This is a genomic window from Streptomyces sp. NBC_01296 (assembly GCF_035984415.1).
Classification (GTDB): domain Bacteria; phylum Actinomycetota; class Actinomycetes; order Streptomycetales; family Streptomycetaceae; genus Streptomyces.
In genome coordinates this window covers 332,350-359,088 of the sequence record NZ_CP130721.1, presented here as the reverse complement: position 1 = coordinate 359,088, position 26,739 = coordinate 332,350, and the positions used below count along the sequence as shown (strand labels likewise).

Here is a 26,739-nt window from a genome sequence, read left to right as displayed (position 1 = left end):
GCGGCACACGCCTGTCCGAAACCGCGGCATTCAAGGAGCACGAACACATGATGACCGGACCGGTGAACATCCAGAAGACTCTCGATTCCTTCAGCGAGCTGTGGAGTCCTCGCATCGTCGCCCAGTTCAACGGCTACGACGTGCGGGTGGCGAAATTCCACGGTGAATACCTGTGGCACTCCCACCAGGACACCGACGAGCTCTTCATCGTCGCGGCCGGACGGCTCGTCCTCCACCTGCGGGAAGACGGGGTGGAGCGCTTCGTGACCCTCCACCAGGGAGACACCTACGTCGTGCCGCGGGGCATCGAGCACAAGCCGGAGTCCGATGACGAATCGCACATCATCATGGTCGAACCCACGGGCACGCTGACGGTCGGGGACACCCACGAGGACATTCCCGACCACGTCGACGCAACCACCGGACACCACGTCGGCTGAGCGCGACGCCGGCCCGAACACATGCGAAATGGCGCCGGGCCCTCGGGATCTTCCCGAGGGCCCGGCGCCATTTCGCACGGTTCATGCATCAAGCGGCTGTCGGCCCCGGCGCGCTGCCAGAATCTCCGCGCAGACCGCTCCGAGCACGTCGTCCTCGCACTCGCGCAGGTAGTGGTGGCCGCCGGGAAACGTCCGCACCCGCACGTCGGCGGTGGTGGCCGCGCTCCAGGCGGACAGCTGGGAGACCGGGCACGTGTCGTCGCTCTCGCCGCCGAACACGGTCAGCGGTGCCCGCAGCGGGGTCAGCCGCTCGGGCCGATACCGGTCCAGCAGCGCCAGATCCGCCCGCAGGGGCGGGAGGATCAGCGGCAGCAGCTCCGGATGGTCGAGCACCGCCGCGTCCGGACCGCCGAGCCGGCGCATCGCAGCGACGAGGTCCTCGTCACTCAACCGGTGCCGGTACTCCCCGTCGATCAGGTGGGGCGCCGGCCTCGCGGACACGAAGATGTGTTCCGCCACGAAGTCGTCCTCGCGCTCGAGGATGCCGGCGACCTCGTAGGCCAGGCCGGTGCCCATGCTGTGCCCGAAGAAGAACATCGGGAGGTCCAGCAGGGGCCGCAGCGCCTGCGCCACCTGCTCGGCCATCGTGGCCATGTCCCCGATCGGCTCCTCGCCCAGCCTGTCCTGCCGGCCCGGGTACTGCACGGCGATCAGCTCCACCCCGGCCGGCAGCCGACCGGCCCAGCCGGCGAACGACGCGGCGGTGCCGCCCGCGTGCGGCAGGCAGACGAGGCGGCTGACCGCCGTCTCCTGCGCCTCGCGGCGGCGCAGCCACTTGCCCATGGTCGTCACTCTCCGGTTCCCGCGCTCGCGCGCAGCTCTTCGAGCGCCTCACCCAGCCGGACGATGCCGTCGGCGACGGCCCATTCGTCCGGACTCAGGCTCAGTCGGATGCAGCGCTTGCCGTGCGTGCCGAGGAACGGTGTGTCCAGCGGCTCGACGAAGAAGTGCCGGCCGGGGACGATGAACATCTGCTTGCGCTTGAGGAACTCGTACAGCGTCAGGTCGTCGAACCAGTCGTGGTCGATCCACAGCCAGCAGAACATCCCCCCGTCACTGGAGTGCAGCCGCCAGTTCAGGTCGTCCGGGAGGGATTCGGCGAGCAGGGCCTCGGCCATCGCCCGCTTGGCCTGGTAGTAGGGCTTGATGTGGCGCTCGGAGATCACGTCGATCTCCCGGGTCGTCAGTGAGCGTTCGACGACGGCCTGGAGCAGTTGCGGCGCGTGCAGTGTCGTGTTGGCGATGAACGACACCATCGGGTCGATCAGGTCGGCCGGGCCGATCGCGAAGGCGATCCGCTCGCCGGGCAGCCCCGCCTTGGACAGCGTGAAGAGGTTGATGACGTGCGAATGCAGCACGGGGGCGAGCCTGGTCCGGACCACCTGGGGGAAGGGCTCCCCGTAAGCGTGGTCGAGCACCAGAGGTACGTCGCGTTCCTCGGCGGTGGCGATCAGCGTCTTCAGTTCGGACGCCTCGATGCTGCTGCCGGTCGGGTTCGCCGGGTTGGACAGCAGCATCATGCCCATGCGGGTCTGCCGGGCCAGGGCCTCGGTGTCCAGGCTGTAGTGGAACGAGTGGGATCCCTCGGGCACGATCAACGGCTCGATGCCGACCGTGTTGCCGGGGTCCGGGCTGAGTCCCTGGTAGCCGGTGTAGTCGGGCAGGCGGGGCAGCACCAGCGGCTGCAGCACGCCGTCCGCGTCGGGGCCGGTGTACAGGCTGGTCGCGATGAACGACAGCATTTGGCTGCCGGGCCCCACGACCACGTTCTCCGGCCCGATCGACCAGCCGTAGGTGAGGTTGAAGTAGTCGACGATCGCTTCGACGAGGGTGGCGGTGCCGCGCGAGGGCCCGTACCGGGTGCTGGACTCGACGAACCGGTCGTCCAGGGCCTCCTGGGTGAGGCGGCGCCAGGCCGCGACGACCTCGGGGATGTGCGAGGGGTTGCCCGGGCTGAGGTTGAGCCATTCGCCGTCGCCCGCGTCCCGGTCGGCCGCGGCGATGTCCTCCATGATGCTGCGGATGCCCGACAGGCGGGACATCTGCCGGCCCCGACTCGATAGCTGCACTGGGGGATCTTCCTGTAGTGGTGGGAGAGGAACCGCTGCGACGCCGGGGACAGGGTGTGGAGCCCTGTCCCCGGCGTCGCAGCAACGTCTGGCGGCAGCGGACCCTGGATCAGGCGGCCGCGAGGGCCGTCTCGATGTGCTCGGAGATCGCCGCGACCGTGGACTTGCGGAAGAGCTGGTCCATCGAAACCTCGATGCCGAGCTCGGAGAGGATCTCGCGCTGGATCCGGGTCATGATCAGTGAGTGCCCGCCGAGGTCGAAGAAGTCGTCCGTGTCGGCGAACTGCTCGAGCTTGAGCTCACGGCTCCAAATGGCGTGGATCTTCGTTGCAATCACGTTCTGTGGTCCTTTTCGGTGAAGGGGGAAGGAGAAGGGGGTCAGCTCGCGGTCCAGCCGAACGGGGTGCCGTGGTTGTTCTCGGTACGGATCCGGTTGTGCTCGTAGCGGTTCTCACCGGCCACGACGACGCTGCCGTACTCGGACAGGTCGAACGTCGCACCGTGGGCGCTGAAGGAGTCCTGCTCCGGGTAGACGCGCACGTGCGTGGGGACGTACCGGCTGGCGATCGCGAAGCGGGTCTCGCGCTCGGTGTTGTTCGGGGTGGAGCCGTGCACGCACGACGCCGTGAAGATGACGGCCTCGCCCGGCTGCATCTCCAGCTCGACGACGTCCTCGGGGCGCGGCTCCCACTTCGGGTCGATCTTGAAGTCGGCGAAGTCGTAGCCGAAGAAGCCGGTGTTGGAGTGGGCGACGTCGTAGTCCGCGCTGCGGCCGGCCTGGGTGGCCTTGTGCTCGTCGAAGATCCAGTCGCGCTGCGAACCGCGCACGAACTTCATGCAGGCCCTGTCCTTGGTGGCCGGCGTGAAGGTCGTCCAGACGGTGATGTCGATGTAGGCGTTCCAGTCCGACTCGGTCGGCAGGAGCTGCGGCTTGCCGTTGGCGTAGCTGTAGTCGCGCACCTGGTGCCACTCGGTCGCCTTGGCGCCCGGGAACTTGGGGAACCACTCGGTGCGCCAGTTCAGTACGTCCGGGCCGAGGATGGCCGTCAGGTACTTGACGATCGTCGGGTGGGTGATGTGCCGGCTGAGCTCCGGGATGTCGAAGTGCCGGTCGTAGTTGACGCTGTTCTTGTACAGGGCGCGCGAGGCGTCCTGGTTGTTGATCCGGATCTCGCGGATCAGGGCAGCGGCCTCCTCCGGCTCGTACAGCTTGATCGGGCCGGTGAAGCCGTCGAGGCTGAACTGCTCGATGTTCGCCTTGATGTCCTCGGGGACGATCGCGTTGCCGGAGATCTGGGCGGCCGGGGTCGGGCGCTGCTGGTCGATGGTCATGCGGATGCTGTTCCTTTGCTCGAGAGCCACGCGTGCGGAAATGAAGGTTTCTGGAAGCGCTCGCCGGGGACGTGGGCGAGCGGGCAGGTGGGGCCGTTGACGGTCTGCGTCAGCCGGCGGCCCGGGCTGCCAGGGCCCGCCGGTCGGTCTTGCCGTTCGGGTTCAGCGGGAAGGCGTCGAGGACCGTGAACTCCTGCGGCACCATGTTCCGGGGCAGGGTGGCGAGCAGGTCGCGGTAGAGCGCCCGGGTGTCGAGGCCGTCGGCCGCGGGCAGTACGAAGCCCACCAGACGCAGCTCGCCCGAGTCGTCCGCAACCGCCAGGACCACGGTGTCGTCGACGAGCGGGTGGGACCGGACCCCGTGCTCCACGTCCCCCAGGTCCATCCGCATGCCGCGGATCTTGACCTGGGCATCGACGCGGCCGACCACCACCAGTTCCCCGTCCGGGGTGACGTAGCCGCGGTCACCGGTCCGGTAGGTCCTGACGGTGCCGTCGGCCGTGTGCCGGTCGGTGAACCGCCGGGTGTCGGCCGGCGAGGCGTTGAGGTAACCGGCGCTGACGCTGAGGCCCGAGATGCAGATCTCTCCGGTCTCGCCGTCCGGGACCTCGTTCGACTCGTCGTCGAGGAGGTGGATCTCGGTGTTGTACACGGGCTCTCCCACCGGCGTCGCGGTGCCCCGGTAGCGGGCGTAGTCCGCGAGCACGTGGGAGGTCGCCACGTCCGTGCATTCGGCCACCCCGTACTGGTGTAGCAGGACGCAGGAGTTGCCTTCCCGGCCGGCCCAGTCCTCGACCCGGGAGACGGTGAGCGGCTCCCCGCCGATGAAGACGTGGCCCACCCGGGTCAGCGCGTCGGTCCCCAGGGCCTGTTCGTGCTCGATGAGCACATACAAGGTGCTCGGCGCGCAGTGCAGCTGCCGCACGCCGTGGGTCTCGATCAGGCGGTAGGCCATGCCCGGGTCGAAGACGCGGCTGGGCAGCAGGTGGAGGGTGGCACCGCAGAACAGCGGCGCCATCAGTCCGCGCTGGCTGATGTCGAAGCCGAAGGAGCTGACGGTGAGCCCGCTCGAGCCGCTGCCCAGACCGTACTCGACCCGCAGCCACTCGAGGAGGTTGTACCAGCCCTCGTGGCGCACGGCGGTGGCCTTGGGCGTTCCGGTGGAGCCGGAGGTGAACACGACGTAGCACAGGTCGTCGTTGGAGAGGTCGACGACCGGATCCGTGGTGGGCAGGGCGTCGAGCTGCCCACCGAGCTCGTCGATGACGACGAGGTCTCCCGGCGCCCCGGCGACCAGGGCGCGCGTGTCGGCCGAGACCACGTTGAGCTTGATCTCGTCGACTTGGGAAACCATGAGCCGGAGCCGCTCGGCGGGGTACGTCGGGTCCAGCGGTACGTAGGCGGCGCCGGCCTTCATGGTCCCGAGGATCGCGACCATGAGCTCGGGCGTACGGTCCAGGCATACGCCGATCACGGAGCCCCGGCCCGCGCCGAGGGCGATGAGGTGGTGGGCGAACCGGTTGGCCCGTGCGTTCAGCTCGGCGAAGCTCAGCTCTTCGGCGCCGCACGTCAGCGCGGGCCGGTCGGGGTGCTGCCGGGCGTGGGTCTCGAAGACCCGGTGCACGAGCAGGTCGTGTGGAAGCGCCAGGCGCCTGCCTATGAGGGACATACGGGGTCCGTTCCTGTCCAGGGTCCTGGACTGCGGGAATGCGGGGAATGAGGGGGTGCGGCGAAGCGGGAGGGCCGGCGCCTTCAGGCGACGGCGAGGGCCGACCTGCCGATCAGCACGCTCTCGTCGTACTCGAGCAGGTACCGGTAGAAGGGGTGGCTGGCACGGAAGCCGCGGGCCACGAGGCTGCTGACGTTCAGCCGGTACACCGTGGGTGCGCCTCCCGCTCCCGAGCCTTCCGCCGGCGCGAAGCCGAGCTGGGTGAGCTTGTCCACGGCCCGCCGGTCGGCGACCTCCACCACGACATCGCTCACTTCGTGCGACACCGCCCACTGCAGACAGCCCTTGAACAGGCCTCCGAGGACGCCGAAGGGAAGCTCCGGCAGGACCGTGTCGGCGAACTCGGGGCGCACCACCGGAAGGCGGCACTGCACCAGCCGGCCGCTGTGCCGCAGCACGCCCGCCAGCTCGGGCCACTCGGTCAGCGGCAGCCCCAGCGGCGAGTAGGCGACGAGTTCCGCGCCGGCGACCAGAGCGCCCTCGACCATCACCAGCATGTGGGTGGTGTGCGGGGCGAACGTGTCGCCGACCGGCGCCGCCGGGGGGAAGCCGAACAGGTCCCGGTCGCTGCGACCGCGCAGGCTGTCGATGCCCAGCAGGTCGAAATCGCTGTGCGCCGTGTACACGAAGCAGTCTCGGCCGGGGTCCTTCTTGCTTTCGATGAAGGTGAGGTCCATCTCTCAGCTCACAGAGTGCGGGATGCGGGATGCGGGATGCGGGATGCGGGGCGGAGGTTGACGGTCAGGCGCGGGCGCGGTTGACGGCCGAGGTGATGGCGCCGAGCCGGGCGCTCTCCTCGTCGCCGGCGATCGCGGCCCCGTACCCGGTCGTGCCGTCGAGGCTGATCTGCGCGTAGGCGGCGTACCTGGTGCCGAGGCTGTCGGTGAGGGCGTGACCCGTGGTGTCGGCGATCTCCACCGCCAGTCCGCCACCGGCCAGGGCCGCGGCGTAGGCGGCGGCCGCGTCCTCGCCGGAACCGGTCAGCCGCTCCTCCCGGCCGTCGGCGTCGACGACCAGGGCCTCGACGGTCGCGGTGCTCCCGTCACCGGTCAGCTGAAACTCCTTCAGCAGCAGGGACGGGTGCTCGCATTCGAGATACATGTCGGCGAAGATGGCGCGCAGCTCCCGGGAGGTGAGCTCGATGCCGTCGCCGTCGGCCACCTGCTGCACCTGGCGGGCCAGCTCCACCCGCATCCCGCGGGGGAGGTCCAGCCCGTAGGCGCTCTTGAGTACGTGGGCCACCCCGCCCTTGCCCGACTGGCTGTTGACCCGGACCACCGACTCGTAGGTGCGGCCGACGTCCTTGGGGTCGATGGGCAGGTAGGGGACGTCCCACGCCACCTCGGTGGTGGAGGTGCCCGCCTCGGCGGCCTGCCGTTCGATTGCGGCCAGGCCCTTGGCGATGGCGTCCTGATGGGTGCCGGAGAAGGCCGTGTACACGAGGTCGCCGCCGTACGGGTACCGGGGAGGAACCTGCAGCTGGTTGGCGAACTCCACGGTGCTGCGGATCTCGTCGATGTCGGAGAAGTCCAGCTGCGGGTCGACACCCTGGCTGAACAGGTTGAGCGCCAGCGTGGCCAGGCAGACGTTGCCGGTGCGCTCGCCGTTGCCGAACAGGGTCCCCTCGATGCGGTCGGCGCCGGCCATGACGGCCAGTTCCGCGGAGGCGACCGCGGTTCCCCGGTCGTTGTGGGGGTGCACCGAGAGGATGACCGCGTCGCGGCGGTCGAGGTTGCGGTGCATCCACTCGACCTGGTCGGCGAACACGTTCGGCGAGTCGGTCTCCACCGTCGTCGGCAGGTTCAGCGTCACCGGACGGTCCGCGCTCGCGTCCCACAGCGAGGTGATGGCGTTCGACACCTGGAGCACGTATTCGGGCTCCGTGACGTTGAACGTCTCCGGCGAGTACTCGAACCGCAGCTGTGTGCCCTTGGTCGCGTCCGCTCGGCGCGCAATGTGTTCCGCCGAGCGGAGGGCCATCTGCTGCACCTCGTCCGCGCTCATTCCGAAAACGACCTCGCGCCACAGGCAGGCGGTCGCATTGCAGAGGTGCACCATGGCGCGGTCCGCGCCTTCGATGGCCTCGAAGGTCCGGTCGATCAATTCGGTCCGGGCCGGCGTGAAGACGGATATCGTCACGTCGTCGGGAATCTTGTCCTGCTCGATCAGAGTGCGCAGGAACAGGAAGTCCGCGTCGCTGGCCGACGGGTATCCGACCTCGATGTCCTTGAATCCCATGCGGACGAGGAGGTCGAACATGCGGCTCTTGCGCTCGATGTCCATCGGGCTGCTGAGGGACTGGTTCCCGTCGCGCAGGTCGACCGAGGCCCACAGCGGCGCCTTCACCAGGGACTTCGCGGGCCAGGTGCGGTCTGCCAGGTCGTACGGGAGACGGGATCCGAGCCGCTCGTAACGCTGGAAGGGCATCGCCGATCCGCGCTGGGTGTTCCACCACAGCTGGTCGTCGCGACGCGGGCCGACAGGGGTCCTCAGCCGCGATACGGCGAGGGATTCCGGTGCAACCTCGATCATTTCTTGCCTCCCTTGGAAACTGCAGAACGGCGCAGTCTGCGGCGAGTTCGGATTCCTCGACCTGATGTCGGCAAACGTATGACGAGGCGTCCTCGATGCATCCCCGAGTGATCCTCATGCTGCCCTCAACCGGCACTCAAGCCGCCCTCATGTTGCTCTCAGCCCGTCTTCACGGCCTTTTCCGACGGAACGGCGGCACAGTCGGCGGCGGAATCGTCCGGCGGGAGAACCGGGGAGGCCTCGGGCAATACGCGGGTCAGCTTCAGCAGCGGCCCGGTCATGGCGGTCGTCACGACGGCCATGACGACCATCATGGAATAGAAGTCCTGGTTGATGAGACCCATCTCCAGGGCGACGGCCACGATGACGATCTCTGTGAGTCCACGGGTGTTCATGAGTACGGCGGCCGGCATGGCCGTGGCGTGCGGGAGCCCGGAGAGCCTGGCACCGGCATAGGATCCGGCCGCCTTCGAGACCACGGCGACGGCTATCACGGCGGCCAGGGTGAGCAGGGCGGTCAGGCCGAACGCGGAGAGGTCGACCTTGGTGCCGGCCACCACGAAGTAGAGCGGAAGCAAGACGTGCCCCACCTGTTCCATGTGCCGCATGATCTGGATCCGCAGGTCGCCCGGTGTGCTGCGGGGCATCACCGCGCCGAACGCGAACGCGCCGAAGATGAAGTGGATCCCGAGCCATTCCGTGACCGCGCAGGACAGCATCAGGCCCACGATCAGGGCGGGCACGATCCGCCCGGCGCCCGCCTCCCGTGCCCGGGCCCGCTCGACGAACGCGCCGAGAAGGGGCCGGATCACGGCGAACATGACGCCGAGGTACACCGGGAGCAGCATCATCCGCCACTGACCCGCGGCCCCCGCGTACGCGACGACTCCCGCCAGGCAGACCCAGGCGACCAGGTCGCCGACAGCGGCGGCCGCAAGGGTGAGGCCGCCGACCGGGTGCCTGTTCAGGCCGCGGTCCGCGAGGATCCGGGCCAGCACGGGGAACGCGGTGACCGACATGGCCACCCCCACGAACAGGACGAAGCCCGTGTGGCTGCCGGGAGCGTAGGTGCGGGCCAGGGGGACGGCCAGGGCGGCGCCCGCGACGAGAGGGACGGCCACGGATCCGGCGACCAGACCCATCGTGGCCTTCTTGCGGCTCCGCAGGAAGCCTGCGTCGATCTCGTAGCCGATGATGAACATGAAGGTGGCGAGGCCCACGTTGGCCAGGGCTCCCAGCAGGGGCTTCACCTCGGCGGGCAGAACGGCGTCGGCCCCCGCCTGGGTGAGGATCATCGGGCTGGCCAGCAGCCCGGCGCAAATCTCGCCGACCACGGCGGGCTGCCCCAGTCGGCGGGCGAGCGTCACGAAGACCTTGGCGGCGCCCAGGACGAGCGCGAACGTGAGGAAGAAGTCCGCGAGAGTGTTTCCGGTCATGGCAGAGCTCCGTGAGGGCGCAGTGGAGGACGTCGGAGGAGGGAGAACGGGCAGCGAGCTCAGGCGGCCAGCGGCTCGGCGCTCAGGGCGCCGCGTTGTTCCGGCTGCGGCCCGCTCGTGCCGTCCTGCCCGGGGAGCTGCGCGCAGTACGTCTTCACCAGCGGGTGCATGCGGTACTGTCCCGGCTCCGGCTGGAACAGGAGGTGCTCGTCGACCAGGCTCTCGAGCATCTGCTCGGCGACGAAGGGCGGCAGTCCGGCCAACAGCGAGGTGGACGCCACGTTCGTACGTTCCCCTTCGGCCGTGCCGAGGAGGCGCAGCAGCCGCTGCTGACCCGCGTTCAGATGCCGGTACGAGGCGTCGAAGCAGGCCTCGAGCCCGCCGTGCTCCGTCTGCAGGTCGGCTAGCCGCAACGCCGGGTCCGCGAGCCGCTGGGCCAAGTGCCACAGCTGCCAGGAAGGCCGTCGCCGCAGGCGCGCCGCGGCTGCGGCGACGGCCAGCGGCAGATCGCCGCAGTGGTCCAGAATGCCGCTGACCTCATCGGGCCGGGGCGCGGGGTGCCGCTTGCCCAGAAGCCGGCAGAACAAGGCGTACCCCTCCTCGCGGGGTAGGGGGTCCAGGGACACCACCCGGGTGGGAGACAGTGCGGTCATGGTCAGGCGGCGCCTGCTGGTGACCAGGGTCAGGCACTCGTCACCGGCCGGAAGCAGCAGTCTGATCTGCTCCGCGCCGACAGCGTTGTCGAGGACGACCAGCATGCGCCGGCCGGTGGTGCGACCGCGCCACATCTGGACCAGGGCCTCGACCGAGTCGGGTAGTTCGCCTTCCGGCAGGCCGGAGAGCACGAGCAGCCGGCGCAGTGCCGCCCGGTGGCCGAGCGGATCCTCGTGCCGGGTGTGGCCGCACAGGTCGAGGAAGATCCGGCCGTCCGGATACCGGTCCGCCACGCGATGGGCGACGTACACCGCGAGGGTGGTCTTGCCCACGCCTCCCATGCCGTCGACGGACAGCACGCGTCGCGCCCCGGGGGCCGTGCCTTCGGCGAGGAGGACCTCGACCTCCGCGGTCCGGCCGACGAAGTGCCCGCTCTCGAACGGCAGGCTGTCCGGTGCGGGCGCACCGGCATCGGCGGTGGAAACGGCGGGCTCGGCGGAGGCGGACACGCCGGGGAAGGGAACGGCCGGGGCGGAGGGCGCGGTCCGGGCGGCGGGTGTGGCTGCGGGAGCCGCCGCGTCGGTGTCCTCGCGCAGCATCAGCTGGTGGACTTCGAGCAGTTCGGGGCCGGGGCTCAGACCGAGCGACTCCGCCAGGTTGCGCCTGGCCTGTTCGTACACGGTGAAGGCGCGCGCCCGGGCGCCGGAGCGGTGCAGGGCGAGGACGTACTGGGCGACCATGCGCTCACGCAGGGGATATTCGGCCACCCAGGCCGCGAGCTCGCTGACGAGGCTCTTGTGCCGGTCCTGGGCAAGTTCCAGGTCGATGCACTCCTCGGCGACCGAAAGCCGGCCCTCGTTCACGCCGGCGACCTGGGCCTGCAGGGTGGCGCTCTCGATCCCCGAGAGCATCGGACCGGTCCACAGGGACAGCGCGGCGCGGAACTCCACGATCGCGTCCGGCTTCCGCCCGTGGCCGAGATGGGTGCGCGCCTGCGCCAGGTGACGGCGGAACTCGTGCAGGTCGAGCCTGGCCTCGCCGATGTCGAGCTGGTAGCCGTCGGCGACGGGAGTGATGACGGCTCCGCTGGGGGCCAGGATATTGCGCAGGTCGGATACGGCATTGCGGATCTGTTTACCCGCGGTGCTCGGCGGCGTGGTTCCCCAGACCGAGTCGACGAGACGTCCGATGGATGTGCGTCGGCTCTCTGCGGTCAGGAGCGATCCGAGCACAATCTGATGTTTCATACCTCTCAGAGGTACTGTGCGCCCGCTCACCTTGAGCTGAAGCGGCCCCAGCACCCGAAACTCGACTTCAGACATGAAGTTGAGACCCCGATCTTGCATTCCGTACGGATGAGCGTCTTATCCGTGCACACGACGCTGGGTGCACGTGGGGGTTGGGAAAGCGGGCACCCACCCAGGGCCGGGGCGAGGCCCTGAGCGGGTGATGAGCGTGCACATCGCCTTCCCCCCGGAGGCGATGCGGCATTTCTCTAGTTTTCTTCCAGCGTCCGGACGGCCGTGGAATCGGCCGTCCGGAGGGATTCCCGGCCGCCGGTTCCCGAAAGGGGAGCCGGCGCGGCCGACTCGGCCCCCCGCTCGGTCTCCTGCTCGGGCTGCTCCGGGGCCTGTTGACGCAGGCGGCCCTGCGTCACGGCCAGCAGGGCACCGGCCAGCATGACGGCGGCGCCGGCCAGTTGAAGTCCGCCGAACGACTCGCCCAGGAACACGACGGCGCAGGTCACCCCGAACACCGGCACGGAGAACATGACGACGGTCGCGGTCGACGGGCTGACGACCCTCAGGCCCCGGTAGTAGAAGAGGTAGGCCATGGCGGTGGGGCCGACGGCGAGGTACACGACGTTCAGCCAAGTCGTCGAGGACAGCGCGCTCCACTCGACGTCCGGGAACGCGGGCACGGCGAAGAGCAGCAGGGCCAACGCCCCGGCCAGGGTGCCGAACGTGGTGGCCCGTAGCGGGTCCATGCCGACCAGGACCTTCTTCGAGGCGATGCTGTACACCGCCCAGGAGAGTGCGCCGAGCAGGTAGACGAGGTCCCCGGTCAGCCGGGACCCGCCCGCATCCATGCCGGTGCCCCCCGCACCGATGAAGAACACGACGGCGCCCGATACTCCCAGCGCCAGTCCGCCTATTCGGGCGCCTGAAGCCTTTTCCCGGCCCAGGGCCAGGAGAATTCCCGTCGTGATGACCGGGCTCAGAACCGGAACGATGATGCTTCCGTCGATCGAAGGGGCCAGAGAAAGACCCCAGAAGAAGAACAGGTTGTACGCGAAAACCCCGACGAGTCCCACTGCCGCCGCACGCGCGATTTGCGAACGCGTAAGCGCCGGCCCCCCCGACTTCCGTCCGATGAAAGCGAGCAGAACCACCAGGATGACCGCGCCGCCACCGAAGCGGAGAACAGCGGCGACCTGATGGGGCATATGGCCGACCACTGATTTGGAGCTGGCGAAAGCACTACCGAAGAGCGCCATCGTCGCGAGCAAGTACACATACGCCTGTGCGGATTCGCTCCGCAGCGACGTTTCCTTTTCCATGCCACGCCCTAAGGAGACGTCACGGGTGCATTCGAGCGCCCTTGATGATCTTGTCCACCGCGTTGCGCGGCCCGTACACGGCCATGCCGACGAGGTCCAGCTGGTCCCGGTGGACGGCTGCAACGGCGGCCCGGTTGTCCCGGTCGTTGTTGGTGGTGAAGAGGTCGGTGGTGAACACCGAGAGGGGCAGACCCCGGCTGACGGCACGCTGGTGCGAGGTGGTCAGGGCCTCCTTGCTCGCCTCGAAGACCAGCACCGGCTGGCGGAACATCGGCAGGTACTCGGTCTCGTCGGCGTCCGAATAGGGCTCGCCGATTACTTCCGGAACCTTGCGCCCGATTCCACTGACGAGAAAGGCGGTCATGTTGAGGCGTTGCCACACCTGAAGATCGTCACGCAAGACCACGGCGATCTTTGTCTCAAAACGAACGGGTTCGTTCACGCTGTCCATGGATGAATCAAACCCCGAGCACCCAGGTCAAGTCTTGTACGATCTTTGCATGCTTGATCATCCGCAGGTACGCGCCTGGCGCCCCGCCCTGGCGGGAATCGAAGAGGTCTACCACGCCCGCATCACCGACCACGTCTATCCCATGCACACGCATGACTCGTGGACGCTGCTGATCGTCGACGACGGCATGGTCAGATACAACCTGGACCGGCACGAACACGGTGCCCTGGACCAAATGATCACACTGCTGCCCCCGCACGTCCCACATAATGGACACTCGGTCACTCCGACCGGTTTTCAGAAAAGGGTCGTATATCTCGACTCCTCACAGCTGGGCGACAGCCTCATCGGCCTGGCGGTGGACAGCCCCGTCATGGACGACCTCCTGCTGCGCCAGCGCATCAACCAGCTGCACCAGGCACTGGAGCACACCGGCGACGAACTCGAGGCAGAGAGCAGGCTGGCACTGGTGTCCGAACGCCTGCGCAGCCACCTGGAACGGCGCTTCGAGGACCACACCCCGACCCGCGACGCCGGCATCGCACACCGGCTCCGCGATCTCCTCGACGAGAAGTTCGTGGAGGGCGTCAGCCTCCAGGACGCCTCGGCGGCGCTCCACGTCCACCCCGCGCACCTCGTCCGGGTGTTCAGCAGGGAGTTCGGCATGGGCCCGCACCAGTACCTGACCGGACGGCGCGTGGACCTGGCCCGCAAGCTGCTGCTCGCAGGCATGGCGCCGCGCCTGGTGGCGGCCTCGGCCGGCTTCTACGACCAGTCCCATTTCAACCGGCACTTCAAGCGCGTGCTGGGCACCAGCCCGGGCCGCTACGCCCGCAGCGGCCCGGCCCGCCACCTGGCCGATCCACCGACCTGAACCACCCTGGAAGGAACCACCGCGGACCGGCCCACCCCGGCGTCCTGACACGCCTTCAGAGACTTTCGGCTCGCGCCTCGGGCGGTTTCCGCGACGAAAGTTGCCCGCGCGATCATCCTCCGTGCGGACGAAGGCCGCGCCACCGGTCCCTAGCATGGCCCGTATGACCAGTGATACGGGGGACCACACCGGCGGACGCCGATGGCTGCGGGTTGCCATGGGTGTCGTGGCGGGAGTGCTCGCTGCGGCAGGCGTGTGCGCGATCTTTTGGTGGCTGGGCCTGAACCTGGGCGTCGGCGCGGCCTGGCTGTCCGGCAAGGCCGCGGTGAAGGTGGGCTTCTTCGTGGCCGCCGGTGGGCTCACCGCCGTGACCGTGTGGTGGCAGGGGCGCCGTGCATCGCGTTCCACGGCGCCCGAGGAGACGGGCTGAGGCCCGTGCCCGGCCCCGTGGGGCCGTGACACCCCGTCACGATGAGCCGGACCGGCGGCTCAGGTGGTGCGGCTCTGGCGGCGTTGTGCGGTGACGGCCAGGAGGGGGATCGGCATGATCAGGCAGAGCAGTACGACGTGGCTCGGCAGGGATCCCACGAGGTACGGCTGGGTGACGATCGCTTCGGCCCGGACGATCGTGAACGCGGCGACGGGAATGAGCCACCGGTAGTCGCCGGTGGCGGCCGTCACCACCCACGCGGCGGTCAACGCGGCGACTTCCAGGGCGAACAGGCCCCGCTGGAAATAGGGATCACCCGAGGTGATGTGCAGGGAGCCGGCCATGAACAGGGCACCCGCCACCGGGACGAGCCAGCCGTACGAGCGGCGGCGCAGGCTGCTCGGACGGTAGGCCGCCAGTCCTGCGCAGGTGAGGAACAGGATCCCCGAAAGCACCAGGTCATGGGCCCGTAGCGGAGCGCCCAGTCCGTAGTAGCCGACGCCCACCACGCCTTCGTCACCGAAGAGCGTCGAGCCCGCGAGCCCGGTTCCGGCCAAGAGCATCGCCGCCGAGGCCGGCAGCGCGATCCACCGTTTGCCGCGCAGCAGTGCGACCAGGCAGATCAGCGGGAGCACGCCGTAGGGAAGGAGCCGCGTCCGGGTTCCGGAGCCCTGTGTCCAGGGGAACCAGCCCACGTCGTGGAAGCCGATGGTGTAGCCGCCGGGCTCGATGCCCAGGGCCCAGTGCCACACGTCCTGCAGGTACGGCACCAGCGCCAGGGCGGCGAGGACGAGGGCGGTCAGGTGGAAGCCGTCCAGCCACCACGGCCGGGACTTGTCCTCGCAGGCGGCGCGGGCACGGGCCTGGACCCCTCCGCGAAGCAGTGCGACGACCTCGCGGGGCGGCGGCCAGGAGCGGCCCGGGTACGCCTCGGCCAGGCAGCCCAGCACCTCCTCCCCCTGCCGGGTGCGGTAGTCCTTGGGGTAGGCGGCGAGCAGCATACGGTTCATGCCTGGGCCACCCTGAAGGAAGGACGGCCGATGACGACGGCCGCCGCCTGCTGCATGCGCAGGGCCTCCTGCCGGAGCACGCCGTCGCCGTCCTCGGTGAGGCGGTAGTAGCGCCGTGCCCGGCCGTCCACGACCTCCTCGCGATCGGCTGCGACCCACCCCGACCGTTCCATCCGCTCCAGCGCCCCGTAGAGGGTGCCGACGGCGAGCTTGACCCGTCCGTCCGTGGCCTGCTCGGCGGCCTTGATCATGCCGTAGCCGTGCAAGGGGCCCTCCTGAAGGGCCGCAAGGATGAAGTACTGCGATTCCGTCAGAGACGGTGATCGTTTCGTCATGTCCGCGAGCATATATCGGCCTCCGATATATGTGGGACGGGGGCCGATCCGAGCCCGAACCGTGCGTACGGCACACCCATTTGAAACCTAAACGACATTTATTGCCTGTTTTTGCAACCTCGGGGTCGAGAAACGCATCCAAAGAGGAAGACCCACCCGTTCTGCCCGCTCGAGGGCAGCCGCACTGTTCGGAGCGAAGTTCGTGCACGTGTACCCGCAGCCGCAACCGCCCAGGCGATCCCGCAAGAAGGTGTGGATCGGCTCCGCGGTGGCCGTGGCCGTGCTCGCCGGCGCGGGCGCCGGGCTGATCCACTGGAAGACGGACTGGTTCGACGGGAACGGAGAGTCCGTCAGCTACGCGAAGCCCTCCACCGGAGCGGACAAGGACAAGCAGACCGGCGGCGGGAAGCAGGCCTCCGCGCCGAGCGCGGACCCGGACGTGTCCCTCCCCACCGGCCCGCTCACCGAGTTCAAGCAGACGGTCAAGCTGGACGACGGCACCCGCATATCCAAGGCCCGGGTGAAGGGCGCCAAGTCCGGCTTCGAGGGCAGCGTCTGGGTGTGGACGCCCAAGGAGTACGACCGCCCGGAGTACGCGAAGAGCGCCTTCCCGGTCATGATCGCGCTGCCCGGAGGCAACGGGAACGCCGACAACTACTGGGCGACCATGCCGCAGCTGGGCCTCCAGAAGGCCGTCGCCGAGGGCGCCGCCGCCGGCAAGAGCCTCCCGTTCATCCTGGTCATGCCGATCCTCAACCCGGACAACAAGTACTACTACGACGGCTCCGACATCCCCGGCCAGGCCAAGATGGGCACCTGGATCGGCGAGGACGTACCCGACCTCGCCCGGGCCAACTTCCGTACCTACAAGTCCCGCGACGGCTGGGCCTTCATGGGCAACTCCTCCGGCGCCTTCGTCGGCCTCAAGCAGCTCCTGCAGAAGCCGGACCGCTTCCGGGCCGTCATAGCCAACGGCGGCGAGATCGTCCCCGACTCCCCGCTCTGGAAGGGCCACCAGGCGGAAATGGACGCGAACAACCCCGAGAAGCTCGCCCCGAAGCTGATCAACGACAAGGGCCCCGAGGTGAACGTCCTCTTCCAGTACGGCACCAAGGAAGGCGGCCGCGACCGGATGGAGAAGTTCCAGCAGCAGTTCGGCAAGGGCCCGATCAAGGTCACGATCCACGAGATCCAGGGCGGCGACCACAACGGCTGGGACTACGTCCGGGGCATGAAGGAAGGCCCCCTGGAACAGCTCAGCAAGCTGATGAAGGGCCCGAAGCCGCAATAGGGGCAGGCGCGGAAGGCACCGGCGGGCCACTGTACGGAGACGTCACGTTGCCGAGAACACACGGGTCAGTCCGTCCGGTGGGGGGTCCGGGCCTCGGGGTGGCCTTCAGGCCGTTCAGCCATCCTTCGAGTCCCTGGCGGAGGATGGCGGTCGCGGTGGGGACGTCCGCGTCGACCGCTCGACGTCGGTCTGCAGCTTCCAGACCGTGCGCAGCGGCGCGTTGACGAGGATCTCGGCCCGGTGGCGGACGCGGGCGGCGGGGTCGACGCCGGCCCCGCGGCAGGTGAGGGACTCGGCGGTACGGGGCCGGGCAAGGCGGCTGCGCCGGCGGGTAACGCGGCGGCGCCGAGGAGCCCGAGGCAATGGGTTGCGTGACACCTTCTCACCGCCCTCGGGCGCATCGTCGGCTGCCCGGCCTTCGCCGTGGCCGCCGCGCGCCATGCCTCAGTCGGCGCTTGCGACACCGCGGTCGGGGGCGCTCATGTCCCCCGTCGCGGGCGTGCCGTCGGCGAGCCCGTAGCGCAGGTACACGGTGCCCTTCGGGCCGGCTGCCGGGGGTGCGAGGAGCGTGACGTTGGTGGGCACCGCACCATCGGCGAACACCTTCTTCCCGACGCCGAGCACGATCGGGTGCAGCCAGAGGTCGAGACGGTCGAAGAGCTTCTCGCGCAGGAGGCTCTGCACGAGGTTCAGGCTCCCGACGACCTTCACGTGCTCGTGGCGGTCACGGATCTCACGCACCGCGCCGGCGAGGTCCGGGCCGAGCTGCGTGGACCCGGCCCACGAGAGGTCGGGCCGGCCGCGCGAGGCCACGTACTTCGGGACGCGGTTGAAGAGCGTGGCGATCTCGTTGTCCTCGCCGCCCTCCTGGTGAGGCCAGTAGGCGGCGAAGATGTCGTAGGTCCGCCGGCCGAGCAGCAGGGCGTCCGTGTCTTCGTACGCGGCACCGACCTGTGCCCCGGCGACCTCGTCCAGCAGGGGCGCCTGCCAGCCGCCGAACGGGAACTCCACCGGGTCCTCGTCGGGGCCGCCGGGCGCCTGCCCGACGAGGTCGAGGGTCGCGAACATCTCGATGTGGATGAGGCCCATGGCGCACTCCCGATGAGTCGGTTGTCTCCGTCAAGAGATAGACCTGCGGATGCCCGCAGACTCATCGCCGCGCCGGAACCGGCTTCACCCGGCCCCGCGGTATGACCCGAGCCGGTACGCGTGGGGTCAGCCGCCATCCACGTAGGCTCGGGCCGCCACCATCACGTCGCGCATCCTGCCGTCGGCGATGCACTGCGCCGGCGCCTCGTCCTCGAGCTGCGGGTTCATGCCGATCATCCAGGCGCGGGCCGTGTAGAGGCTTTCGGCGTCTTGGATGAGCTGGAAGACCTGCAGGGCCGCGCGCAGTCGCTGCTCCGACTCGGGTCGGGGCGTGGTGTCGCCCGAGGCCCACTTGCCGACCTGCTTGGGATCGCTGATGTTGGCGATCCGCGCGGTCAGGCGCTGCCCCAGGTTCTCCTGGAGGAAGCGGGCGATCTCGCTGATGTGCATGCGCACGGTGGCGACATGGGCTCTTTCGGCGCTGGCAACGCTCTTGGCGACGGCAACGGCGACGGGGGGCGTGGTGGTGTCAGCAGAAGGCATGGTCAGGTCTCCCTCGTTGCCCTGACTGCGCGCCCGTCCGGTGGCGGGTCGCGTGTTCAGGCGACGGGTGTCGGGGTGTGCCCGCAGGACCTGGCTGTCGCGTACTGCCACGGGGACAGACGGAAGGGACGCTCGGTCTCGGCGAGCCGCGAACGCTTCGTGGTGTGTTCCCGACCCGCGGGGAAGCGTGTACCAGCGCGGGTGGGGTGGGGCGTGCCGACCAGCGGTCAGCGGTCGGCGCTCAGCATCGATGTATTCCGGTCCGCGGGGATCCGGCGCATGGATGACTGGGGTGACCTGAGGGTGCGGAGCCCGTGGCGGGCGGTGGTGCCGCGACGCATGGCGCGAGCCCGACGGGTAAGAACGCACTGACGGTGCAACGGATGTTGTTCATGAGATCCCCCACATGCTCCAAGTTGGGCTATGTACTGGTTAGGTTACCCATTATCACCTTCCAACTCCACCTCTTAGGCAGAATCCAGCGCGATCTCGACGGTGCGTCAACTGGCGGGTTTGAGACCGGACTTCCATCCTGACCTGCCGAATTGGGAGGGCGGCGGGCGCTGTGGGGGTGACAGGGAACGAGTTGTTTCGCTCTTTTGGACGACAGCGGCGTAGAGGCTTTCAGGTTGGTTTCAGTCCTCTTTTCAGGGGGGCAATGCGAGGGGATTGAGGGGGGTGGCGGGTTGCTCCTCCGCTCACAGCATCGTCAGGTCGTACTCCTCGGCCACCCGCCGCAGCGCCTCCGACTCGGGGAAGATCAGGCTGGTCTCCTCCTGCTTGAGCTCCACGTCGTTGAAGACGGCCCAGCACTGGCGCATCCCGAAGCGGGAGCGGTAGGCGATGCCGTGGATGAGGCGCTCCTGCTCCGAGGGGCCGGTGCGCTGGGTGATGGCCCACGCCGAGATCTGCCGGGTGATCCGGCGGTTGAAGCCCTGGATGTGCTCCGTGGTGAGCCTGTCCACGCCCTGTTCCGCCAGCTCGTCCTTGAGTTCGCGGGAGAGCGTCTCCAGGGTCCGCTCGTCGTCCACGTCGAGGAAGCGGGCCTCCTTGGGAAGCTGCAGGCGGACCAGGATGTGGCGCGTGGTCCAGTCGCGGGGGATCTTGCCGGGGGTCATGAAGGACGGCTTCGTCCACTCGTCCCCGATGACCTCCCGCATCTTGGGGTCCACACGGAAGGGTGCTAAGGCCTCTGCGAAGCACCCGTCGTGCCGGGAGGCGCAGTAGAGGATGTCGTAGCTGACCAGGCTCCAGCGGTTCCCGCCCGTCCGGAACCAGTCCTCCTGGCTGATCCTTTCGTACTTGACCGGGTTCTTGGCCTTCCCCAGGCGCCATACGCCGTGGTCGGGTGCGGGGACGAGGACGACGTCCGGCTGTACGGTGTCCCGGCTCATGCGGCCGCTCTCCTTGCTCCGGCCGCCCTCCGCGAGGCGCGGGCCGGTGTTGCTCGTGGCTCGTGCAGCGGCCGGGCCGACGGGGCGGTCCGGCCGCCGGGAGAGCCGGTCTCGTGACGGTGTGGTGCTCATGAGGGGCGCTCATGAGCGGATGGCACGCGCCCCACGGCGTATTGATCCGTGGCACATGCCGAACGATCATTTTCATGCTCGGCTGGGACCTGCGCGACCGGGTTGCGTGGGGCCATTGGGGGCGCACGAGGGAACGCAGGGGGCGCATGCGGGTTGATCAGGCTCCGCCCGCCCGGCACCGGGTGAGGTCGATCTCCACCGCGGCGGCTCCGGCGTCCCCGGCGAAGGAGAGCACGACGCGCCCGCCGGCCGCCGACGGGTGCGCGGCGAGGCTGCGTACGGGGCTCCCCACCGCGAGCAGCAGCCGGCACTGCCCGGTGGCGGCGTCCCAGAGGCGGATGGTCCCGTCGGCCGCGCCGGAGGCGACGAAGCTGCCGTGTCCCTCCGCGCTCCACAGGGCCAGGGCGTGCACGGCCGCGGTGTGGCCGGTCAGCGGCTCCCCCAGGGGGCGGCGCTCGCGCAGGTCCCACAGCCGCACCGTGCCCGTGTCTCCGCCGCTGGCCAGATGCGGCGGAAGGCCGTCCAGCGGGCCGGGGTTGACGGCGACGGCGTGCAGGAGCCCCTGGTCGCAGCGCAGGGGCCGGCCCAGCGCACCACCGCGCTCCGCGTCCCACAGCCGTACGGTGCCGTCGGAGCTGGCCGAGGCGAACCAGTCCCCGCCGCCCTCGCACGAGGCCGCCGCCACCGCCATCACCCGCAGGCCGTGACCGGTCCACTCCCGCAGCGGGGCCGGGCGGTCCAGATCCCACAGCCGGACCGTCTCGTCGTCCCCGCCGCTCAGCAGCAGGTGCCGGCCGTCGGCGGTGGTGCACGCGGCCAGGGCGCGGACCGGGAGGAAATGGCCTTCCAGGACGTCCGGCAGGGCCTGCCGGGTACCCGCGTCCCACAGACGGATGCCGTGGTCCTCGCATCCGGCCGACACCAGTACGCGACCCTCGCGGCGGTGGGCCCAGGCCAGCGCGGACGGCGGCCGGCCGGTGTCGATCCGGGCGACCTCGTCCCCCGTGACGATGTCCCGGACCTCGATGTCGGGGCGGTCGCCGGTGAGCGCGAACCAGGTCGGAAGACGGGGGTCCCCCGGCTCCGGCAGCAGCAGCGCCCCGCCCGTCGGCGCCGGCTCGGCCGGCGTACGGGAGGCGGTCAGCGCCCGCTCCAGGACCTCCCGGTTCCACAGGCGCAGCGTGCCGTCGCAGGAGGCCGACGCGAGGATCCCGGAATCCGGCGAGGCGACGGGGCTGAGCGCGGTCACCGCGGCGGTGTGCCCGCTGAGCAGCCCCGGCGGCTCCTCGGCGGCGGTGTCCCACCGGGAGACGTCCCATACGGCGATGCGGCTGCCCGTCCCGGCCGCGAGGAGGTGGCGTTCGCCCAGGACGAGGCCGGCCAGGCTGCCCACCGGCCCACCGGCGCCGGTGAGAGTCGCGAGCGGTCCGCCGGGGCCCCAGACGGTGACGCTCCCGTCCGCGTGGCCGGCCGCGACCGTCCCCGGCCGCGTGGTCGGAGCGAGGACGCGTACGTCGGCCGGGAACTCGAACCGCGCCACCTCCGTCTCGGCCGCCGTGTCCCGGAACACCAGGAACGCACCGTCGGCGATCGCCAGCAACGGCCGGCCGGGCGTCTCCTCCACCGCCGCCAGCGCGGTGGTCGCCGTACGCGGGGTGTCCCCCGGCAGGGTCAGCAGGGCCAGCGGGCCCATCCGCTCGTTCCACCGGACCACCACCCCGTCCCCGTTGACGCAGAGCACCGCGAGCTCGTGCCCGCTGTCGCGGTACGCGCACACATCGGCGATCCACATCCCGCCGGGCCGGTGGATCTGGTCGACGAGGTGGCCGGTCGCCGGGTCCCAGAGGCGGACGGTGCCGTCCGTACTGCCGGACACGAGCAGCGGCGACTGCGCGGGGCGCGGCGCGAGGAGCAGGTGCCGTACGGATCCCACGTGGGCGCCGATCCGTCCGCGGACCGCCGTTCCCTCGACCGCGTCGATCAGTTCGATGCCGCCGTCGTCGTCGCCCGCCGCGAGGGCGGGGCGGCCGTCGGGTGCCGGCAGCGCCGTCAGGGAGCGCACGGTGGCGTCGAAGGTGGCCAGGACGTTCACGGGCGGCGTCCACCGGGACCACAGCACCGCCAGCGGACCCGCCGCCTCTTCGGGGGTGCGCGGGCGCGGCAGGCCGGGATGGCGCAGCGCCGTGTACGCCAGGTGCAGGCTGGCCAGGCGCGAGGGGTGGTCCTCCCGGTCCGCCCGGTGCAGGTACGGCTCGACCGCGGCCCACGCCTCCAGCCAGAGCCGGCCTTCCTGCCCCCGGCCCGGGCCCAGCAGCCCGCGGATCGGGCTGCCGGTCAGCCAGGGCAGCACGTCGGCCGGCACGTGCGCGTCGTCCAGGACCCCGCCCAGGCGGGCGTGGCGCGCGAGGTACCGCCGTACGTACGGGTGCGGGGCGGTGCCGGCGGCGCGGCCGCCGGTGTGCGGCGCGGCCAGATCGGCGAGCGCCCGCGCGATGGAGGCGTGCACGGCGGCATCGTCGTCCCTGTATTTGTCCTCGTCGTACTCGTCCTCGTCGTACTCGTCCTCGTACGCGTGCCCCGTCGCGCCGGTCCCCGTCACCTCATCAGCCCCGCCGACACCGCCGGCCTCATCAGGCTCATCGGCAGGCTCATCCTGACCATCCGTCATTCCCATCCCCCCACGAGATGCCGCGCCGCCCGCAGGCCAGGCGCGCAGGACAGCGGCCAGCCGTTCGTGCGCCGGCCGGTACACCCGCTGGTCCTCTTCCACGTCACGGGTGAGATACCCAGCCAGGCGGCCTTCCAGCAGCACCCGGATCTCGGCATCGGCATCCGGGAGTGCCTCCCCGCGGACGGCGGACGCAACAGCGGGCCACACCTCACCCCAGGCGATGCCGCGCCCCTGCGCGAACGCCGTCGCGCGCAGCAGCGCCAGCGCCTCGTCCGCCCCCAGGCCGTCCTCCGCCGACCTCGCCAGATCGTCCTTCAGCAGTCCCGTCGTGCCCTCGCCCAGCCGCGCGAGCCAGTCGGGGTCGGCCGACAGCAGCGGCCCCTCGGTGCGCAGTTGGTGCGCCGCCACGCGGGCGTCGAGGAAGGACCGCCCCACCGCCTCGGCCACCGTCCGCGAGACCCCGGTCAGGTCGTGTCCCGCCCAGTTGGGCTCCCCGTCCAAGAGGGCCCGTATGTACCCCTCGACGTCCTTGCCCATGTCCTCGTCGTCGGTGCGCAGCACGGCCGCCCCGGGGAACGCGTCCCGCAGCCGGCCCAGCAGTTCCCGGCCCCCGCCGTCCGGGACGAGGCGGTCGGCGCCGTCGCTGCTGCGGACGGCGACGACCAGCCGTACCCCGCGCCGTACGGGCGGCGACGGCGCGGCGCCGGACAGGTGTCCGGCCAGCGGTACCAGGACCTGGTGCACCACCGCCGCCGGGTCGGTCGCCTCGTCCAGGGCGTCGACGACGACCGTCACCATGGGGCCGGGCGAGGCGAGGAACTTCCGCAGTCCCGACTGCCAGCGGCTCAGCGGGTCCCTGCCCGAGGGGTCCGCCGCGGCCCCGAGCTTCTTCGCGATGACCGCCAACAGCCCCAGTGGCTCCCGGTTGTGCGCGGTGACCGCGATGGTCACGGAGCCCTCGGCAGGGACGGTGTCCTGCGGGCAGTGGCCGACGGCGGCCGCGAACAGGGTCGACGTCCTGAACGTCGCGTCGCTCAAGGTCACCGCGCGGCCCAGGATCGCCGATTTCCCGCTCGCGGTGATGCCCGTGACGACGAGGACGCCCGGCCCGCCGCCCAGGAAGGAGACCACCGCGACGTTCAGGCGCTTGCGGCCCGAGAAGTACCAGCCGGTGTCGTCGGCGCCGGTGCGGCCGCTGGCCTTCTCCAGCCAGTAGCCCAGGTCCTCCAGGGTCGCCGCCACCTCTTGCCGGCTCTCCTCCACCGCGGCCTGCTCCGGCCGGTGGCCCGGGTTCGGCAGCGCGGCGGTCGCCACGTGCAGCTTGCCGCCCATCAGCGGGCGGCAGTCGAGGGACAGGCTCCGGCCGAGCTCCGCGCCGACCGCCTGCGCCGCCTGGTACAGGGCCCGGCTGAACTCGTCCATCGTCAGGTACGGGCGGGTGATCCCGCCGGCCGTGCGCAGCCACTCGTGGGCCCGGCGCAGGACGAGCGCGAACTCCCCGCCCATCACCTGCATCTTGGGCGCCGCGGTGGTCAGGACGTTCAGCGTGGCGCGCGTGGTGCGCGCGGTGTCCAGGCTCCGTGAGAGCTCCAGCAGCTCCCCTGCCATGTCGGCGGACTCGCACATGTTCACGATCACCAGGACGTCGCGGGCGTGCGAGTCGAGTGCGGCGATCGCGATCTCCGTCGTACGCAGCCCCGTCGCCAGGAGCCGATGGGTGTCGGTGTCCCGCAGGACCGCGAAGTGCTTGGCCGCGCCCGAGGTGAGGCCGTGGCCCGACACGTACAGCACCACGGGGACGTCCGGCTCCGCCTCCCGGATCCTCGACGTCTCCAGGAAGCGCTCCACGTCATGACGGCTGGTCACCGGCTCGCCGGGAGCCACCTTCACGAAGCCGGGCCCGGCGGGCGGCGGCCGCTCCCACCAGAGGGACACCGCGTCGAGCTGGGCGCCGAGGGCCTGCCGCAGGGCCTCGCTCCCGTCCTCCATGGGCAGGACGTACAGGGTGCCGGCGGGCGGCGCTGCCGCCGTCTGCGGCAGCTCGGTTCCCTCCACGGCCTCGGCTAAGCCGATCTCGCCCCGCTCCCCGTCCACGGTCCCTATTCTTCACTGCCATGAACGAGCACACGCACCAGCGCCGGGACCGCACCGCCGAGTTACCCGACCACGTCACCCAGGACGCAGTGGTCGTCGTACCGGGGATCATGGGCAGCGCCCTGCGCGACACGACCACAGGCAAGGACGTCTGGGGCCTCGGCGGCGTCTCTTGGCTGCTGAAGGCCTGGACCACGCCCTCCGGCCTGAAGTCCCTGGCCATGACCGAGGACGAGCTGGCGGGCAAGACCGGCCGCATCAAGGCGACCGGCCTGCTGAAGCACTCGGCCTGGACCCCGTACCTCGCCGGCAGCGAGCCGTACACCGACCTGGTCGACACGATCCGCACCAGCGTCGCCGACGCCGCCGCGATCCTGGAGTTCGCCTACGACTGGCGCCTGCCCGTCGCCACCAACGGCCGTCTCCTGGCCGACGCCGCGCGCCTGCACCTGACCGACTGGCGCCGCCACCCCGCCCACACCCAGGCCCGCCGGCACCGCGCCGACCAGCGGGAGGGACGGCTCGTCTTCGTCGCCCACTCCATGGGCGGGCTCGTGACCCGCGCGGCCCTCGACCCCGGCTACGACGGCGACCTCCAGGCCGACACCCGGGGCGTCATCACCCTCGGCACGCCCTTCCAGGGCTCGGTCAAGGCGGCCGTCATCCTCGCCACCGGCCGGGGGACGCCCGTACGGCTGCCGCACCGCAAACTCCGGGCCATCTGCGCCACGATGCCGGGCCTGCACGACCTGCTGCCGCAGTACCGGAGCCTGCGCGCGGGGGACGGCGTACGCCACCTCACGCCGAGCGACGTCGCGGCCCTCGGCGGCGACGCGGAACTGACGCGCAACGCGGCCCGCTTCCACCACGGCCAGAAGGACATCACCCTGCCCGGCCACCGGTCCGTCGTCGGCGTCAACCAGCCCACCTGGCAGAACCTGACGATCACCAACGGCACGGTCGAGGCACATCTCGACGGCGCCCGGCAGAACTCCGACGGCACCTTCATCCTCGACCGGCACGACCGCGTCCGGTACTTCCAGGTGTACGGCGACGGCACCGTCTACAAGGAATCGGCGATCCTCACCGACATCGTCACCCACCTGCCGCTCCAGCACGGCGACGTCGCCAAGGCGCAGACCGCCCTCGAGGCCGTCACCGAGATCGTCCGCGACGACATCAACCCGGGCCCGCCCCAGGGCGAGGCCGGCTGCGGCCTGAGCGCCCCCGACCTGGTCGAGGCGGGCCGGCCCTGGAAGCTCCACCTCAGCGACGTCGACACCCTTTCGGGCCTGACCTGCCACCTCACGGACCTCGAGAACCCCACCCGCCCGACACCACTTGTCCTGACCTGGGAGGACGGCGTGGCCACCGCGACGGCAACCGCCCCGGCCCCGGGCCTGTACCGCATCGACGTCCGCACCCCGGACGGCTGCGACATCACCCAGCTGGCCATGGCCGCCGACCCGGACGAGCCCCTGGCGGAGGCGGAGGACTGACAAGTCGTCGACTTGCATGCCGGCAGACCCTGAGGCCCGGTCTGGTGGAGTCCGTGTTCCGGGGCGGCAGCCACAGTGACGGGCGCTGTGGAGCAGGCCGCGCGCCGACTCCTC

General features: G+C 70.4%; 22 protein-coding genes. 5 read left to right on the top strand and 17 right to left on the bottom strand.

All coding sequences use genetic code 11. From position 1 onward, the window contains the following. The first annotated feature begins 47 nt into the window (after nt 1-47). Nucleotides 48-440 carry a cupin domain-containing protein gene (locus tag OG299_RS41640; protein ID WP_266636455.1) on the top strand — a complete coding sequence of 131 codons (393 nt, stop codon included), beginning with the start codon at nt 48-50 and terminating at the stop codon, nt 438-440. 81 nt (nt 441-521) lie between these two features. Here OG299_RS41640 and OG299_RS41635 read toward each other — a convergent pair whose 3' ends face one another. The 11 genes from OG299_RS41635 to OG299_RS41585 form a co-directional block, all read right to left on the bottom strand. Further along, the gene (locus OG299_RS41635) at nt 522-1,283 is read right to left on the bottom strand and encodes a thioesterase II family protein (protein ID WP_327365006.1); all 762 of its coding nucleotides are present in this window, start codon (nt 1,281-1,283) and stop codon (nt 522-524) included. Between the two features lie 5 nt (nt 1,284-1,288). Then, nucleotides 1,289-2,542 (bottom strand): aminotransferase class I/II-fold pyridoxal phosphate-dependent enzyme, encoded by a 1,254-nt coding sequence (locus OG299_RS41630; protein WP_266636457.1) that lies wholly within the window; start codon nt 2,540-2,542, stop codon nt 1,289-1,291. A gap of 136 nt (nt 2,543-2,678) precedes the next feature. Then, nucleotides 2,679-2,906: a phosphopantetheine-binding protein gene (locus tag OG299_RS41625; RefSeq protein ID WP_266636459.1), complete on the bottom strand. Its 228-nt coding sequence runs from the start codon at nt 2,904-2,906 to the stop codon at nt 2,679-2,681. 41 nt (nt 2,907-2,947) lie between these two features. Next, complete coding sequence (locus tag OG299_RS41620; RefSeq protein WP_266636461.1) at nt 2,948-3,901, bottom strand: chlorinating enzyme; 954 nt, start codon at nt 3,899-3,901, stop codon at nt 2,948-2,950. A gap of 109 nt (nt 3,902-4,010) precedes the next feature. Beyond that, nucleotides 4,011-5,570 (bottom strand): amino acid adenylation domain-containing protein, encoded by a 1,560-nt coding sequence (locus tag OG299_RS41615; protein WP_266636463.1) that lies wholly within the window; start codon nt 5,568-5,570, stop codon nt 4,011-4,013. Nucleotides 5,571-5,653: 83 nt separating this feature from the next. After that, on the bottom strand, nt 5,654-6,307 hold the full coding sequence (locus OG299_RS41610) for a hypothetical protein (RefSeq protein ID WP_327364871.1): 654 nt from the start codon (nt 6,305-6,307) through the stop codon (nt 5,654-5,656). 64 nt (nt 6,308-6,371) lie between these two features. After that, on the bottom strand, nt 6,372-8,162 hold the full coding sequence (locus OG299_RS41605) for a 2-isopropylmalate synthase (protein ID WP_266636467.1): 1,791 nt from the start codon (nt 8,160-8,162) through the stop codon (nt 6,372-6,374). 158 nt (nt 8,163-8,320) lie between these two features. Further along, on the bottom strand, nt 8,321-9,598 hold the full coding sequence (locus OG299_RS41600; protein ID WP_327364870.1) for a cation:proton antiporter: 1,278 nt from the start codon (nt 9,596-9,598) through the stop codon (nt 8,321-8,323). 59 nt (nt 9,599-9,657) lie between these two features. After that, complete coding sequence (locus OG299_RS41595) at nt 9,658-11,499, bottom strand: AfsR/SARP family transcriptional regulator (protein WP_266636471.1); 1,842 nt, start codon at nt 11,497-11,499, stop codon at nt 9,658-9,660. A 248-nt stretch (nt 11,500-11,747) separates the two neighbouring features. After that, the gene (locus OG299_RS41590; RefSeq protein ID WP_327365005.1) at nt 11,748-12,767 is read right to left on the bottom strand and encodes a DMT family transporter; all 1,020 of its coding nucleotides are present in this window, start codon (nt 12,765-12,767) and stop codon (nt 11,748-11,750) included. 64 nt (nt 12,768-12,831) lie between these two features. Continuing rightward, nucleotides 12,832-13,263, bottom strand: a complete 432-nt coding sequence (locus OG299_RS41585; protein ID WP_053789750.1) for a DUF2000 domain-containing protein — start codon at nt 13,261-13,263, stop codon at nt 12,832-12,834. Nucleotides 13,264-13,312: 49 nt separating this feature from the next. Here OG299_RS41585 and OG299_RS41580 point away from each other — a divergent pair, with 49 nt between their 5' ends. Beyond that, a complete protein-coding gene (locus OG299_RS41580) occupies nt 13,313-14,137 on the top strand; it encodes an AraC family transcriptional regulator (protein ID WP_266636477.1) in 825 nt (274 codons plus the stop codon). Between the two features lie 163 nt (nt 14,138-14,300). Continuing rightward, a complete protein-coding gene (locus OG299_RS41575) occupies nt 14,301-14,567 on the top strand; it encodes a hypothetical protein (RefSeq protein WP_266636479.1) in 267 nt (88 codons plus the stop codon). Nucleotides 14,568-14,626: 59 nt separating this feature from the next. Here OG299_RS41575 and OG299_RS41570 read toward each other — a convergent pair whose 3' ends face one another. Together OG299_RS41570 and OG299_RS41565 are read right to left on the bottom strand one after the other, a co-directional pair. Beyond that, on the bottom strand, nt 14,627-15,577 hold the full coding sequence (locus OG299_RS41570) for a hypothetical protein (RefSeq protein ID WP_327364869.1): 951 nt from the start codon (nt 15,575-15,577) through the stop codon (nt 14,627-14,629). Then, nucleotides 15,574-15,912 carry a PadR family transcriptional regulator gene (locus OG299_RS41565; RefSeq protein ID WP_327364868.1) on the bottom strand — a complete coding sequence of 113 codons (339 nt, stop codon included), beginning with the start codon at nt 15,910-15,912 and terminating at the stop codon, nt 15,574-15,576. Before OG299_RS41565 ends, OG299_RS41570 begins: the two co-directional genes overlap by 4 nt. 202 nt (nt 15,913-16,114) lie before the next feature. Between OG299_RS41565 and OG299_RS41560 the strand changes: the two genes are divergently transcribed. Then, the gene (locus tag OG299_RS41560) at nt 16,115-17,203 is read left to right on the top strand and encodes an alpha/beta hydrolase (RefSeq protein WP_327364867.1); all 1,089 of its coding nucleotides are present in this window, start codon (nt 16,115-16,117) and stop codon (nt 17,201-17,203) included. Nucleotides 17,204-17,647: 444 nt separating this feature from the next. On the opposite strand, the gene OG299_RS41550 is transcribed toward OG299_RS41560, so the two are convergent. From OG299_RS41550 to OG299_RS41535, 4 genes are all read right to left on the bottom strand, one after another. Then, on the bottom strand, nt 17,648-18,292 hold the full coding sequence (locus tag OG299_RS41550) for a dihydrofolate reductase family protein (protein WP_266636500.1): 645 nt from the start codon (nt 18,290-18,292) through the stop codon (nt 17,648-17,650). Nucleotides 18,293-18,418: 126 nt separating this feature from the next. Beyond that, nucleotides 18,419-18,835 carry an XRE family transcriptional regulator gene (locus OG299_RS41545; protein ID WP_327364866.1) on the bottom strand — a complete coding sequence of 139 codons (417 nt, stop codon included), beginning with the start codon at nt 18,833-18,835 and terminating at the stop codon, nt 18,419-18,421. Between the two features lie 698 nt (nt 18,836-19,533). After that, entirely contained in the window at nt 19,534-20,361 is an 828-nt protein-coding gene (locus tag OG299_RS41540; RefSeq protein ID WP_327364865.1) for an RES domain-containing protein, read from the bottom strand. Between the two features lie 157 nt (nt 20,362-20,518). Further along, complete coding sequence (locus tag OG299_RS41535; protein ID WP_327364864.1) at nt 20,519-25,126, bottom strand: WD40 repeat domain-containing protein; 4,608 nt, start codon at nt 25,124-25,126, stop codon at nt 20,519-20,521. A gap of 20 nt (nt 25,127-25,146) precedes the next feature. Here OG299_RS41535 and OG299_RS41530 point away from each other — a divergent pair, with 20 nt between their 5' ends. After that, nucleotides 25,147-26,625, top strand: a complete 1,479-nt coding sequence (locus tag OG299_RS41530) for an esterase/lipase family protein (RefSeq protein WP_327364863.1) — start codon at nt 25,147-25,149, stop codon at nt 26,623-26,625. Nucleotides 26,626-26,739 lie beyond the last annotated feature (114 nt).